Here is a 14,170-nt window from a genome sequence, read left to right on the forward strand (position 1 = left end):
CAGCGCCCTTATGTTTTTTGCATAAGGGCGCTTTTTATTGCATGGCATATTTTTCTTTTTAATTTGTTGTTTTCTTTTTTTGGATTGTCCGATGACGGTTACCTTCCCCCAAAAAGGCCTGCCTTGGCTATTGTTGTTGCCTCAGTTGTTGGTGACGGCGATTTTCTTTCTTTGGCCTGCTGAGCAAGCTTTGGAACAAGCGTTTTACCAAGAAGACGCATTTGGCTTGAGTCGTGAATTTATTGGCTTGGAAAATTTTGCCGATTTATTTACTGACCCTCTGTATTACCAGTCTATGTTAACCACCTTGGTGTTCAGTTTTTCTGTTGCCATTGTGGGTATGTCGTTGGCGCTGTTGTTGGCCGTCATGGCGGACCGAGTGGTTCGCGGCAAACTGGCGTATCAGACATTATTAATCTGGCCCTATGCCGTAGCACCTGCATTAGCAGGTGTATTATGGTGGATTTTATTTGATCCGAGCATGGGGCCGATTGCCCTATGGTTGAAGACTGCAGGTGTCAATTGGAACCATTATCTTGATGGCAACCAAGCGATGATATTGGTGGTGATTGCCTCTACTTGGAAGCAAATCAGCTACAACTTTTTATTCTTCCTTGCGGGTTTACAAGCGGTACCTCGTTCGCTTATTGAAGCGGCAGCGATTGACGGTGCGAGTCCGTTTAAGCGCTTTTGGACCATTGTCTTTCCGCTTTTGTCGCCGACGACCTTTTTCTTGTTGGTTGTTAACCTTGTGTATGCCTTCTTCGAAACCTTCGGCGTGATTGATGCGACGACCAAAGGTGGTCCTGGGCAAAGCACGACCACCTTGGTTTATAAAGTGTTTGATGACGGATTTGTCGGCTTGGATCTGGGTGGATCGGCGGCGCAATCGGTTGTGCTCATGGCGATTGTCGGTTTGATGACGGTCATTCAGTTTCGTTTTATTGAGCGTAAGGTGCAGTACTCATGATCGAAAATCGACCTTGGTTAACTTTTGCGAGTCACGCGACATTACTGACGGGGATCGCTTTAGTGGCGTTACCTGTTTGGATGGCTCTGGTGGCATCGACACATCCTGCTTCGGCGTTTGGTGTTGGTCATATTCCTTTGTGGTTTGGCGACGCTGGCGCAGAAACATGGGGCACTGTGTTGTTTGAAAAAGCAGGTAACGGCGTGGATACGCCAGTCTGGTTTATGATGCTGAACTCGTTGATCATGGCGCTGGGGATCACCTTCGGCAAAATCGCCATTTCATTGTTGTCGGCTTATGCGATTGTGTTCTTTCGCTTTCCGTTTCGTAATCTGTGCTTTTGGATCATTTTCATGACCTTGATGTTGCCTGTTGAAGTACGGATTGTGCCTACTTACGAGGTGGTCGCAAATCTTGATTTGCTTAACAGCTATACGGGTTTAACCTTGCCTTTAATCGCCAGTGCGACGGCAACTTTCTTGTTTCGTCAGTGCTTCTTGAGTATTCCGGGCGAGTTAGTGGAAGCCGCTCGAATGGACGGCGCTGGGCCATGGCGTTTCTTTTTTGACATCTTGTTGCCGCTGTCTAGAACCAATATCGCGGCCTTGTTTGTGATCTTGTTTATTTATGGTTGGAATCAATATCTATGGCCTTTGCTGATCACCACAGACGACGCTTATTACACCTTGGTAATGAGTATTAAGCGCATGTTGTCGGTGACGGATGGTGATATCGCATGGAACCAAATTATGGCAACCACCTTATTAGCGATGTTGCCACCGGTTGCGGTGGTGATTGGCATGCAGAAGCTGTTTGTTAAAGGCTTAGTGGATTCGGAGAAGTAGTAATGACGGACGTTATTTTAGAAAAAGTAGGCAAGGCCTATCCTAATGGTTATCACGCGATTCCAAGTGTGGATTTATCGATTGAAGAAGGCGAGTTTATTGTTTTAGTTGGTCCATCAGGCTGTGGTAAATCCACCTTGTTACGCATGGTGGCGGGGCTAGAAAGTATTTCGACTGGCGAGTTGCGTATTCGTGGCGAGCGTATGAATGAAAAAGAACCGGCTGAACGCGACATCGCCATGGTATTTCAGAATTACGCCTTGTACCCACACATGTCCGTGTACGACAACATGGCTTACGGCTTGAAAAACCGCGGCATGGCGAAAAATCTTATTGAAGAAAAAGTCAGCGACGTGGCAGCTATGCTGGGTTTAACCGAATTGTTACAGCGTAAACCGCGTCAATTATCGGGTGGTCAGCGCCAGCGTGTTGCCATGGGGCGGGCTATGGTGCGTGACCCGAAAGTGTTTTTGTTTGATGAACCTTTATCTAACCTAGATGCTAAGTTACGAGTGCAGATGCGTGTCGAGATTCGTCAGTTGCAGCGTAAATTAGGCACCACGACCTTGTATGTGACCCATGATCAGGTGGAAGCCATGACCTTGGCAGATCGTTTGGTGGTATTGAATAAAGGCAAGGCGGAGCAGATCGGTACGCCGATGGATTTATACAATAAACCGGCAACGCCTTTTGTTGCCGCGTTTATTGGTTCTCCGTCGATGAATTTGATCGATGCGAATCTTACCGAGCAAGGCATTAAAATTTCTGGGGCGTTAACCTTGCCATTGTCTCATCAACACCGAGGTGGCATCGTGTGGGGGATTCGTCCTGAGCATTTAGAGGTGAGTGATGAGCAAAATGCCGATTTCGCTTTGCGTATCCAAGCGGTAGAATCCTTGGGAGCAGAGACGTTAATTCACGGTAAAATAGAAACAGAGTCCGGTAATGGCGAGCCGATAGTGGTACGTTTGTCTGGACCGCATTTACCGGATGTGAATAGCCTTATGTGGTTAACGGCGCCAGTGTCGCATTGGCACTTATTTGACGCAAAAACTCAACAACGATTGTGAGGTCGATATGGAAAACGACAGTGTTTCAACAGGTTATATTGTTAAAGACAAGGTACTAAACACCAAAGTAATGGGACATCGTGGTGCGGCATTACTGGCGCCAGAAAATACCTTGGCGTCTATTCGAGCTGCTGCTGAAGTGGGCGCAACGTGGGTAGAGATTGATGTGTATTTAATTGCTGAAGGTGGATTGGTCATTTTTCATGATGACACACTGGATCGCTGCACCAATGGGACAGGCTTAACTCGCGATGCTCGTCCTACTGAAGTGGCTGAATTGGATGCGGGTGCCTGGTTCTCAGAGAAATTTGCTGGCGAAAAAGTACCAACATTATTGGACGCGTTGGAATGTATTCAGTCGTTGGGGCTTGGTTTGAATCTTGAGATTAAACACGACAGCGCAGACGTGGAAAACATTGTGCCTGCTGTGATGGCTATGTTGCGTGATCACTGGGAAGACAACAATAAGCTGATGATCTCTAGTTTTAACTTAGCGGCGTTAGAGCTTTGTTACGAAATTGATGCTCAGCGCCATCTTGCGCCCTTGTATGAAGACATTCCTGACGACTGGCAAGAGCAGCTTAAGGCCATTAAAGCGTACAGTTTGAATTGCGATTACTCTCGATTGACCGAAACGCAAGCGCGAGCCGTGAAAGCAGCAGGTTATAAACTGTTGTGTTATACCGCCAATGACCCTAAAAAAGTGGAAGCACACTGGGAATGGGGAATGGATGCGGTGATTACCGATGACCCAACGAAGTTTGCTTTTTTATCAGCCTAGTTTTTAATTAGACAGGTTATTCTTATTGATTTAGTTAGGTTTTTTGTGGGTTTGAATGAGCGACAAAATCAGATATTGAACTGGGTGCAACAAGAAGACGCGTTATTGGTGGAAGAGATGGTGACACGTTTTAACGTGTCATCGCAGACCATACGTAAAGACATTAATCAGCTGGCTGAGCGTCATCTTGTTCGTCGTACTCATGGCGGTATCGCCCCGGTTTCCAGTACGGAAAACTTGCCGTTTGACCATCGGCAGTTTTTAAACAGTGATGCGAAAGAAGCTATTGCCGCTAAGGTTGCTCAGATTATTCCAGACGGCGCCTCGGTGTTTTTAGGCATCGGCACAACGGTTGAATACGTGGCGAAAGCTTTGGTGTCGCACACTAACTTGCAAGTCTTTACCAACAACTTAACCGTGGCGAGCATTTTGGGTGATTACCCTGAGGTGCGAGTGCGAGTGCTGGCGGGGAAGTTGCGTCATCGTCATCATGATTTAGTGGGTGAAGAGACCTTGTCTGGGCTGCGCCAATACTATTTCGACTATGGCGTATTAGGCTGTGGTGGCATGGATGAAGCTCAAGGTATATTGGATTTTGACCCTGAAGAAGCTGCGGTAAGTCGTGTGTTGGTCGAACAGAGTCGTCATAGTTTGTTGGTTGCTGATCAACATAAGTGGGGGCGCAAAGCGATGGCACGGGTACAGCCTTTTGCTGCGATAGATTGGCTTTTTAGTGATGTGTTAACCGAGTCTCAAACTAAACTACTCACCTCTCATGGTGTTCAAATTCAACTCTGTTCTTAGGACGAATATGTCGATATCTGCTGTAGCGCTTTCCGCTTTAGAACTTTCTTCTTTAGGCAAAAGTACCTGTCAAAACTTACGGTTTATTTTAACCGACTTTGATGACACGCTGACATGGGAAGGTCAGTTGCCTGTTGAAACATTACGAGCTTTGGCGCAACTGGAAGCGAATGGCATCAAGGTGATTCCGGTAACCGGTGGTTGCGCCGGTTGGTCAGACATGATTGCCAGAGCGCTGCCTGTTGATGGTGTGATTACCGAAGGCGGAGCCTGTTTTATTGGCAGAACAGCTGATCGCCATTTGACGTATTCCTTCTGGCGTGATGAGTCAGAAATGCGTGCAGAGCAAGCGCATATATTAACTCAGGTGAATCAAGTTTTAACGCAATTTCCACGTTTGCGTTTGGCAAGAGATCAAGCTTATCGTCTTACGGATGTGGCGATTGATTACGCGCAAGATGTTAAACCGGCGGCAGTGGACGACAAAGGTGCCTGTTTGGCTGCGTTAATGGCTATGGGCTTAAACGCTAAAGCCAGCTCGATACATATTAATGTGTGTTCTCAAGGTTACGATAAGTTTTCTATGGCGCAGCGCGTGTTAGGCGATGTGTATGGATTAAGTGAAGCGCAGCAGCAAGAGCAAGTGCTTTACGTTGGTGATGCGCCTAACGATGAAAGTATGTTTGCGCGTTTCCCGCTGAGTGTTGGTGTGGCGAATATCGCCGAGCACTTGTCGATTATGCGTCACCATCCTCGTTATCAGACGACGCAACCGGGCGGCTTGGGTTTTGCCGAGCTAGCTGATTTTATTCTGTCCGCTAGGCAGATTTAAGCTTTTTTTACTTTTGAGAACAGAGAAGCAATGCCAACGGCAACGCCACCTAGAATTAAGCCAACTGAGAAGCTAATGCCTGTGTTTATTAAGCTTGTTACAAGTGGGATTTGGGCTATTTCACCAGACACTGCCATGTCAGCAAGATGATGCAAAGTTGGCAAGCCATGAACAAAAATACCGCCGCCTACTAAGAACATAGCAATGGTGCCGACGATGGTCAAAAGGCGGATCAGCATTGGCGCGCCTTTCAATATGACTAAACCAAGTTGTTTGACAAATACGGTTTTTGATTGGTTTAGGTGTAAGCCAATATCATCAAGACGCACGATTAACCCAACCAAGAAATATACACCGACGGTGACAATAAAGGCGATCAGGCTAACGACAATGGCTTGTGTTAATAAACTTTGTCCTGCCACGGTGCCAAGGGCGATAACGATAATTTCGGCTGATAAAACGAAGTCGGTACGAATTGCGCCTTTCACTTTGCTTTTTTCTAGGGCTAATAGTTCTTTAGCAGAGTTTGCTTGTTTGACGTTTTTTCTTAGGGTTTCTTTTTCTTCATGGTTATCTTTAAACGTATGAAGGACTTTCTCCACCCCTTCAAAACACAAATACAAACCGCCAGCCATCAATAAAGGTTGAATCAACCAAGGTATAAAAGCGCTGATGGCTAATGCTAACGGCACTAGAATCAGTTTGTTAAGAAAAGAGCCTTTCGCTACTGCCCAGACGACAGGAAGTTCACGATCCGCTTTGACTCCGGAAACTTGCTCGGCGTTTAAGGCAAGATCATCGCCCAATACGCCAGCGGTTTTCTTGGCCGCGACTTTAGAGAAAACAGCGACATCGTCCAGTAGTGTGGTGATGTCATCAAGAAGTGCTAATAATCCTGTCATTGCCATGATCGTTTTCCCTAAAAGGTCTCAAAGTGTCTTAATTATTTATTCGCAGTCGCCCAGTCGTTTAGAAATGGTATCTGCTGCTTGTTTCACTTGTACTTTCATCATGTCATACGCCTCGTCACTGGTGCGAAAGGCGGGCGCGGTCACACTTAGTGCAGCCACGGCTTCATGGCGTGAGTTGAAAATCGGTGCTGCCGCGCATTTTATACCCATCTCATGTTCTTCTAAGTCGAGAGAAATACCTGTTTCTTTAATAAGTTTAAGATTGGCTTTTAACGCTTCAGCTGAGTCTAAAGTGTGTTCTGTGTGGCGGAAAAAGGCTTGGGCGTCAATGACGGCTTGTTGTTTATCGTCTGGTAAAAAAGCTAGCATAGCTTTGCCAACGCCTGTGCAATAAACGGGACCTTTTTTTCCTACCGCGGAATACAATCGCAGACTTTTGGGGCTTTCGAGTTTGTCGATGTAAATAACGTCAGCACCATCTAAGACCGCAAGGTGAATGGTTTCTTGTGTGCTTGACCACAAGTCTCGCATTGGTGCGGTGGACACATCTCGGATATCTAAATTCGCCCAAGTACGATGCGCAAGAGCAAGCAGCCCGTAACCTGGATAATAGGCTTGTTTGTTGTCATCAAAGCGCACCAAGCCATGTTCTAGTAAGGTATTTAACTGTCGGTGAGCGGTCGCTTTTGGGAGTTCAGAAAGGTCAACCAATTCGGCAAAACGTAATGGTACCGGAGACGTGCAAACATGGTTTAGCATGTTTAACGCTTTGCTAAGAGATGACCCCGAGGTTTTTGTTTCCATGACGCTTCCTAGTTGTAATACGTGCTATTGTTAATTTCATATTAGGCATTTTAGCACCCTGTACGATGGGAAGATAATATCCACTTGGTTTTAAGTTTTTTGTCACAACGGTTTATTTTTCATTTGTTACTATAGTGCGATAGTTTTAGTGGCGTTGTTCGTCTTTTTTATTGGTGTGAATATATGAGGTTTCTTTATGACGAGCTTTTTACGTATTTGGCGTCGCATGACTATGCCGGATCTGGTTCGTGTTCATCGATATCACAGCTTGCCTGAGCAAGGGCCAAAAGTCCTTTTTTTTAGTGGCGGCTCAGCTTTGAATAAAATCAGTCGAGTATTTAAAGAATATACTCATCATTCTGTTCATTTAGTAACGCCTTTTGACTCTGGTGGTAGTTCAGCACGATTGCGGGCTGAATTTGATATTCCTGCGGTAGGGGATTTACGCAGTCGTTTGATGGCATTAGCAGACGAAACGGTAATGGGGCAGCCAGAAGTATATGATTTATTTACCCATCGTCTTCCCCAACAGGCGGAGCCTTTAGTATTAAGAGAACAGCTTCAGTTATTAGTATCAGGTGAACACCCTCTTATTGAAGGCATTCCAAACCCTATGAAAGCCTTGATTCAGACTCAGCTGGCGGTGACTCAAGCTCGTATTCATGATGAGTTCGATTTGCGCGGTGCGAGTATTGGTAATCTGATTATGGCGGGTGGATATTTAAATAATCAGCAGCAATTAGATCCTATTGTTTTCTTGTTTTCACGATTAGTAAAAGCGCTAGGTGAAGTGAAAACAACGTTAGATGCCAGCTTACATTTGGGTGTTGAACTCGATAATGGCGATATTGTCTTAGGGCAGCATAGGATTACGGGAAAGGAAACTGATGAGTTGTCTAGCCCGATAAAGCGTATGTGGTTAAACAAAGGTTTGCGTAGCGTAGTGCCTACCAATTGTCATATAGCTGATGATCGCAAGGATGCCATCGAAACAGCCGATTTGATTTGTTACCCACCGGGTAGCTTTTATAGCAGTCTTTTGGCGAATCTTTTGCCGGAAGGTGTTGGGCGTTCTATTTGCCAAAATCCTAACCCTAAAGTGTATTTGCCTAATTTAGGTACAGACCCAGAACAGCAGGGTTTGTCATTGATGGAGCGGGTAAGGCGTTTAGTTTCTACTGTCACTGCCGATACAGAAGTTGTAGGCCCATTTTCTGCTTTGGATTATTTGTTACTTGATGATTCATATAATTATGGCGAGCTAGACAGTGAATTATTAAATGGTCTAAATATTGTAGTTATCAGAACACCATTGATTACTGAAAAGCAGCATAAGTACGATGAGTGCTTGGTTGCCAGAGCTTTGCTGTCTTTTGTTTGACTTCACGAATTGAAGTGGCAAAAAAAGTTTGTGCTATCTTTAAATTAGATATGGTTTAGATTAATTCTGGTTACGTGACGTAACATTTTTGTATTTTTAAAAACAAGGTCTTAAGTGTCATAGTACGTGGTATGTGGCGCTGATCAAAAAGAGAGTGGTAATGAGTACACGAGTACTGATTTGTGACGATTCAAAAATTGCACGCAAGCAGTTAGCAAGAATATTGCCGACAGACTGGGATGTCGAAGTCGATTTTGCGGAAGACGGTCAAGAAGCACTGGATATGTTGTCATCCTCTGTTTTTGATATTTTATTCTTAGATTTAAATATGCCGGTGAAAGACGGTTATGAAACGCTTGAGGCGTTACAGTCTTTTGAGCAGTCACCAGCGGTAATAGTAGTCTCTGGTGATGTGCAGCCGAAAGCGATACAACGAGTAAAAGAAATGGGAGCAATCGCCTTCCATAAAAAGCCCGCATCGGCTGAAGAGCTGCGCAGTTTATTAATTTCTCTTAGACTTTTTTCTGTTGGAGATGATCAGCAGAATAAAGTCGTTGTTGAGCAGCCTACTGCAGCTGAGCAGTTTACGCTTAATGAATGTTTACAAGAAATTTCGAATATTGCCATGGGGCGTGCTGCAAGTGTATTGGCAGAAATGCTAAATGTATTTGTTAAGCTACCAGTGCCTACCGTGAACATTTTGGAAGTAAGTGAATTGCAGATGGCACTAGATTACAGTGTCAAAAATGACAGTTGTTCTGCTGTATCACAAGGTTATGTCGGTTCTGGCATTGCGTTTGAGACATTGCTCATTTTTAGCGATTCCAGCTTTCCTGATATGGCGAAACTTTTAGGCGTGACGGATACCATTACGAGAGAGTTAGAAACAGAGCTCTTGATGGATGTATCTTCGGTTTTAGTTGGTCCATTTATGGCTGCCATCGGAAAACAGCTCAATATCGATTTTAGTCACAGTCATCCGTTGTTACTTGGTCAGCATGTTAAAATTGCAGACTTAATTAACGAAAAGAAAGCGACGTGGAAAAGAACGTTAGCGGTTGAAATTGTCTATGAAGTGGAAAACTATCAGATTAGTTGTGATCTAATTATGCTTTTCACTGAAGACTCTGTGCCGACACTAGAGAATTTATTGTCCTTTTTAGTTGAGGAAGACGAATGAGTAATGAAGCAGAAGGGATGGCAGATCTCCACTGGATGTTTGATATGCTTCATCATATTGATGTTGGGCTTGTTGTTTTGGACTCGAAATATCGAGTAAAGCTATGGAACAACTTCATGGAAAACCACAGCGGAGTGAGTTCATCGATAGCTAAGGAGCAATCTTTGCTGGCGCTTTATCCAGAATTAGATACGGGGTGGTTACACCAGAAGTTGGATAATGTTTTTGGTTTGAAAACACCGATTTTTATATCTTGGGAGCAGCGCCCGCATTTCTTTCCATTTAAGAGTTATCGCCCAATTACAGGCATTGCGAATAGGATGTATCAGAACGTAGCGATACGTCCGATCTCCAGCCCTGATGGGTCAATAAAGAATATATGTTTGGTTGTCTATGATGTGACTGATATTGCGACCAATAAAATGGCGTTGTCGGCTGCTAACCAGAAATTACGACGTTTGAGTCAAGCTCTATCAAAATAGTGCTCTCTAAGTATGAATAGCACTCTCTAAATAGTAATTACCTTCCTTTTGTTTATTCAGTGGAAAAGGAAGGCGTTTTTTTGCTATTTCTTTTTGCTCGTTTTCTTGGCAGGGATTTTATAGAGTTCCACCAAATTTTCTTCTTGTTTGTCACCCTGTAGGCATAGGCCTTCAGGGTCGATGAGAACGCGCCCATTCATTGCTTCACGTCCAAGTAACATTCTGTAGCCCATGCTGTCGCGATTGGTTAGCGTGACTTCTGCTTCCCATGAGATACCACCAAGAGAAAGGGGGACGCGAATGACGGGGCGGCTCTCTTTGTCTCCGCTAGAGCTTTTTATGACTCTTTGGTCGACAAGCTGAGCTTCACAATGAACGGTTACTTTACGGTTCTTTTGTAGAGGATGGACTTCAAAGCTTACCCAGCTCTCATTATCACGAGAAAAGCGCACAATATTGATCGCATGCATAGATGATGTTTTTGCACCTGAATCAACTCGCGCCTTTATTGCCGGAATATTAAGAGAAGGAAATGCGCACCACTCGTCACAACCAATCACCATTTTGGGTTCGTTCTGTTGATTCATAAAAAATATGACACCTTTTAAAATGAAAGCAGTCTACGTTAACGGTAATGAAAACGTACCCTAAGTTGCTGTGTTTTATAGCGTAAAAGTGCGATCAGGTTAAGTCTTTATTGATGCACAGCAAGGCTATCTGTTTTGTTGTATTGTCAGTATAAGCTCAAACTATTGTAATCATTGTATCTAAAGTTAATATGGGCGTACGAAATTACTTTAATGGAGTTGTAGATGAATGGCCGACTGATGAAAGAGTTGGAAGAGTTGGGTGGTGAAATACGCCCAGCAAGCTTAAAAAAATGCGACGAAATTGTCATTGAGCAACCGGGCTTTAGTGCGGTTATTGCCTTATGGGGCGGGCATTTGGAGAGCTTTATTCCTGCTGGTCAAGAGGATCTTTTATTTCAATCTACCAATCAGGGTGGTGAAGGTCGTTTTGGGCGTCGCCACTTTGGTGTTCCTGTTTGTTGGCCTTGGTTTGGTGCCAATGAAACGCAGGCTGATTTTCCTGCACATGGTCTTGCACGTTATTTTCGCTGGGAATTTATTGAGGCTGGGCGTTTTAAAAATGGCGACGTGAAAATTGTTATTCGTTTGGCGTCGGAAGATCATCCTCTGATCGAAGAAATGTGGCCGTTTGCTTTTGAATTACGACAAGTCTTTCGTTTTTCTAACAAGGGTTTTCGAGTCAATTTTTCAGCGGCTAACTTATCTGATAAGCCGATGCCAATTAGTGAAGCATTGCACACTTATTTTCATGTTTCAGATAATCAGACTGCTGAGGTGCATGGCTTAGATCAAGTGAGTTATGTTGATAAGTTTGATAATGGTCAACAGAAATTGCAGCAGGGTGTTGTTACCCCTTGTGATTACATGGACAGAGTCTATGTTGCCGCGCCTGAAAAATGCGAAATTCAGGATGCTGGCTTAAATAGAAGGTTAGTGATTAGCACGGAGGGCAGTAACAGTACTGTGCTATGGAATCCTGGGGCAGAAATCGCGAAACAGCGCACGGATATGGAAGACGACGATTACCGTCATTTTGTCTGTGTTGAGGCCGCTAATGCGCTTAGTGATGCTTATAGCATTCCAGCTGGTGGAATTCATCAACTTAAGTTAAAAGTGAAGAGCAAGTCTCTGGTTGACGAATAAGCGTTGAATCAATAGCTTTTCTGAAAGGTTTTGTCTATAAAAAAGCCCGTTGGTAGTGACTGTTTTAATATTGCAGATCACTACCAGCGGGCTTTTTAGTTTTTGATTTTCAATTCTAGTGAAAGAGCTTTGTTTTTTCGCTGGAATTGAGGCAATGCTTAATCAATATTGTATTCCATGATCAATGGGGCGTGATCTGAAAAACGTTGGCCTTTATAAATCGTGCCACCTTGGATTAAGTTTTTAATGCCTGGTGTTGTGATTTGGTAGTCCAATCGACCGCCTTCATCTAGTTTCCATGCGCGTTCATAATCTGGCCACCAAGTATATTGCTTGTCTTGTTTGTTCACTTGGCGGAAGGCGTCAATGTATTCCAGCTCATTGAAAATCTCATTTATCCATTTGCGCTCTTCTGGCAGAAAGCCAGAATTACGCTGGTTGACGAACCAGCTGCTCACATCAATCGGTGAACGGGCAACATTGGCTGTACCACAGAAAATAAATTCACGACGCTTGCGACGGGTTTTAATGAGATGGTTTTTAAAACCTTCCATAAAACGATATTTATGTTCTTGTAGCGTTTCCTCATGGTTTGAACCGTGAGGGGTCAAGAAAGCACCAATGCTAACTTTATCAAAATCCGCTTGAATAAAACGACCTTCAAAGTCGCATTCAGGGAATCCCATGCCAGTCATAATCGCTTTAGGCATGGTTTTGCAATAGATAGCGACACCTGCTTGCTCTGGATTTTCCATAGAGTCAAAGAAGTATGTGTTATACCCCGGAGGGAAAAACACACTGTCATTTAGTGTGCGTTCATCTGCCTGTATATCTTGCAGACATACAACATCTGGGTCCTGACGAACCATCCATTCAAAAAAGCCGCGTTCTGCTGCTTGTCTTATACCGTTTACATTAAGGCTGATGACCTTCATTTCTGGTCCCTACAATTCCTAGCCGTGTGTTATATTAGCGCCTATCCAATGTTGGCATGGCTTCGCTCGTTCTTGGCGGCGCTTTGTTGTGTACTATTTATTATCTTTCTGGAGTTGGCATGAAACCTTACCAAAGAGACTTTATCGAATTCGCTATTGAACAAAACGTGCTGCGCTTTGGCGAATTTACGCTTAAATCAGGTCGCGTAAGTCCTTACTTTTTTAATGCAGGCCTATTTAGTTCTGGCCAAGCGCTAGCTAAGTTAGGACGCTTTTACGCAACCTCATTAATGGAAGCAAATGTTCCATTTGATGTTCTATTTGGCCCTGCCTATAAAGGCATTCCATTGGCAACAACTACGGCTGTTGCTCTCTATGACCATCATAATGTAGACACACCATACGTTTTCAACCGTAAAGAAGCAAAAACTCACGGTGAAGGCGGTTCTCTAGTGGGCGCTCCGTTAGCGGGTAACGTCATGATTATCGATGACGTTATCACTGCAGGGACGGCCATTCGAGAAGTTATGGCTATTATTCAACAAGCCAATGCCCTTCCGGCTGGTGTTCTTATCGCCTTGGATCGTCAAGAACGAGGCCAAGGTGAGTTGTCTGCTATCCAAGAAGTCGAACGTGACTTCGGTATGCCTGTTATTAGTATCGTATCTTTAAATGACATCATGACGTATTTGGCAGAACAGGATTCTCCTGAATTTGCTAAACACCTTGATGCGGTTAAAGCGTATCGTCAGCAATACGGCATTTAATACTGATGCCGACGCTAAGGATTGAGGTTTTGCCTCAATCCTTAGCGGTTTAGCATCAAGTTCTGTGCCAATATTGCCCATTGCTCTGGCCAAATTTCCATTGGCTTAACTTTGAACTCGCTACGAACGTAATGGCGTATTTTCCCTTCGACAATAGCAATCAAGAAATTCGCACAAGGTGCAACGCCCATCGCTGGTCGTAAACCCTGTTTTAAGTCTGCTTCGCGAATGACTTGTTTTAGCTGAGTCTCTATCCGATCAAATACTTGTGTAATGCGAACGCGTAAACGCTCGGTTTCGCCTGCTAATGCATCGGCAGTCAGCAAACGACACATGCCTGGGTTTTGTTCAGCAAATCCGAGTACTAGCGTGACTATCATCTCGATTCGAGTAATCACGTTGCTTTCTTCTTGTACGATTCGATTTATGCGAGTGAAAAGGCTTTCTTCAATAAACTCTATCAAGCCTTCAAACATCTTGGCTTTACTGGGAAAATGACGATACAACGCCGCTTCTGACACACCAACCTGCTTTGCTAAAGCAGCCGTAGTAATACGTGCTCCTGGGCTACTTTCTAGCATTTGAGCAAGCGCTTGCAATATCTGTGTGCGACGATCGTTTTTCTTATTGCTCATTTTTCTTGTCCAGTTTCTAACCAGAGTTGTTAATTGCCAG

At 44.2% G+C, this 14,170-nt stretch carries 16 protein-coding genes; 11 read left to right on the plus strand and 5 right to left on the minus strand.

Annotation, left to right across the window (positions count from 1 at the left end):
- The first annotated feature begins 91 nt into the window (after positions 1 to 91).
- From ugpA to KPL72_RS07735, 6 genes are read left to right on the plus strand one after another with little or no spacing between them, the layout of a single operon-like run.
- Positions 92 to 970 (plus strand): sn-glycerol-3-phosphate ABC transporter permease UgpA, encoded by an 879-nt coding sequence (ugpA, locus tag KPL72_RS07710; protein ID WP_219702369.1) that lies wholly within the window; start codon positions 92 to 94, stop codon positions 968 to 970.
- On the plus strand, positions 967 to 1,815 hold the full coding sequence (ugpE, locus tag KPL72_RS07715; protein WP_212917513.1) for a sn-glycerol-3-phosphate ABC transporter permease UgpE: 849 nt from the start codon (positions 967 to 969) through the stop codon (positions 1,813 to 1,815). The genes ugpA and ugpE overlap by 4 nt, the downstream gene beginning before the upstream one ends.
- A 2-nt stretch (positions 1,816 to 1,817) precedes the next feature.
- Positions 1,818 to 2,885: a sn-glycerol-3-phosphate ABC transporter ATP-binding protein UgpC gene (gene ugpC / locus KPL72_RS07720; RefSeq protein WP_219702370.1), complete on the plus strand. Its 1,068-nt coding sequence runs from the start codon at positions 1,818 to 1,820 to the stop codon at positions 2,883 to 2,885.
- Between the two features lie 7 nt (positions 2,886 to 2,892).
- Complete coding sequence (locus KPL72_RS07725) at positions 2,893 to 3,666, plus strand: glycerophosphoryl diester phosphodiesterase (protein WP_212917515.1); 774 nt, start codon at positions 2,893 to 2,895, stop codon at positions 3,664 to 3,666.
- Between the two features lie 45 nt (positions 3,667 to 3,711).
- Positions 3,712 to 4,470: a DeoR/GlpR family DNA-binding transcription regulator gene (locus tag KPL72_RS07730; RefSeq protein ID WP_212917516.1), complete on the plus strand. Its 759-nt coding sequence runs from the start codon at positions 3,712 to 3,714 to the stop codon at positions 4,468 to 4,470.
- Positions 4,471 to 4,477: 7 nt separating this feature from the next.
- Positions 4,478 to 5,302, plus strand: a complete 825-nt coding sequence (locus tag KPL72_RS07735; RefSeq protein ID WP_219702371.1) for an HAD family hydrolase — start codon at positions 4,478 to 4,480, stop codon at positions 5,300 to 5,302.
- Here the strand turns inward: KPL72_RS07735 and KPL72_RS07740 are convergent.
- Complete coding sequence (locus tag KPL72_RS07740) at positions 5,299 to 6,210, minus strand: DUF808 domain-containing protein (protein WP_219702372.1); 912 nt, start codon at positions 6,208 to 6,210, stop codon at positions 5,299 to 5,301. The two genes, KPL72_RS07735 and KPL72_RS07740, sit on opposite strands and share 4 nt — an antisense overlap.
- Before the next feature lie 39 nt (positions 6,211 to 6,249).
- Positions 6,250 to 7,017, minus strand: coding sequence for an IclR family transcriptional regulator (locus KPL72_RS07745; protein WP_219702373.1), 768 nt, complete (start codon positions 7,015 to 7,017; stop codon positions 6,250 to 6,252).
- 196 nt (positions 7,018 to 7,213) lie between these two features.
- Here KPL72_RS07745 and KPL72_RS07750 point away from each other — a divergent pair, with 196 nt between their 5' ends.
- The 3 genes from KPL72_RS07750 to KPL72_RS07760 all read left to right on the plus strand — a co-directional run bounded on the left by KPL72_RS07750 (position 7,214) and on the right by KPL72_RS07760 (position 10,060).
- The gene (locus tag KPL72_RS07750) at positions 7,214 to 8,398 is read left to right on the plus strand and encodes a GAK system CofD-like protein (RefSeq protein WP_212917520.1); all 1,185 of its coding nucleotides are present in this window, start codon (positions 7,214 to 7,216) and stop codon (positions 8,396 to 8,398) included.
- Between the two features lie 160 nt (positions 8,399 to 8,558).
- The gene (locus KPL72_RS07755; protein ID WP_219702374.1) at positions 8,559 to 9,578 is read left to right on the plus strand and encodes a response regulator; all 1,020 of its coding nucleotides are present in this window, start codon (positions 8,559 to 8,561) and stop codon (positions 9,576 to 9,578) included.
- Entirely contained in the window at positions 9,575 to 10,060 is a 486-nt protein-coding gene (locus KPL72_RS07760) for a transcriptional regulator (protein ID WP_212917522.1), read from the plus strand. Before KPL72_RS07755 ends, KPL72_RS07760 begins: the two co-directional genes overlap by 4 nt.
- A gap of 83 nt (positions 10,061 to 10,143) precedes the next feature.
- Here the strand turns inward: KPL72_RS07760 and KPL72_RS07765 are convergent, their stop codons facing one another.
- The gene (locus tag KPL72_RS07765) at positions 10,144 to 10,647 is read right to left on the minus strand and encodes an ATP-dependent zinc protease family protein (RefSeq protein WP_219702375.1); all 504 of its coding nucleotides are present in this window, start codon (positions 10,645 to 10,647) and stop codon (positions 10,144 to 10,146) included.
- Between the two features lie 225 nt (positions 10,648 to 10,872).
- Here KPL72_RS07765 and KPL72_RS07770 point away from each other — a divergent pair, with 225 nt between their 5' ends.
- Positions 10,873 to 11,793: a D-hexose-6-phosphate mutarotase gene (locus tag KPL72_RS07770; RefSeq protein ID WP_219702376.1), complete on the plus strand. Its 921-nt coding sequence runs from the start codon at positions 10,873 to 10,875 to the stop codon at positions 11,791 to 11,793.
- Between the two features lie 158 nt (positions 11,794 to 11,951).
- Here the strand turns inward: KPL72_RS07770 and KPL72_RS07775 are convergent, their stop codons facing one another.
- Complete coding sequence (locus tag KPL72_RS07775; RefSeq protein WP_072838845.1) at positions 11,952 to 12,728, minus strand: exodeoxyribonuclease III; 777 nt, start codon at positions 12,726 to 12,728, stop codon at positions 11,952 to 11,954.
- Positions 12,729 to 12,847: 119 nt separating this feature from the next.
- On the opposite strand from KPL72_RS07775, the gene pyrE reads away from it, so the two are divergent.
- A complete protein-coding gene (gene pyrE, locus KPL72_RS07780) occupies positions 12,848 to 13,495 on the plus strand; it encodes an orotate phosphoribosyltransferase (RefSeq protein ID WP_113917464.1) in 648 nt (215 codons plus the stop codon).
- 41 nt (positions 13,496 to 13,536) lie between these two features.
- On the opposite strand, the gene slmA is transcribed toward pyrE, so the two are convergent.
- Complete coding sequence (gene slmA, locus KPL72_RS07785) at positions 13,537 to 14,130, minus strand: nucleoid occlusion factor SlmA (protein ID WP_212917526.1); 594 nt, start codon at positions 14,128 to 14,130, stop codon at positions 13,537 to 13,539.
- Positions 14,131 to 14,170: the final 40 nt, after the last annotated feature.

Source organism: Marinomonas lutimaris, assembly GCF_019426345.1.
In the GTDB taxonomy this organism is placed as follows: domain Bacteria; phylum Pseudomonadota; class Gammaproteobacteria; order Pseudomonadales; family Marinomonadaceae; genus Marinomonas; species Marinomonas lutimaris.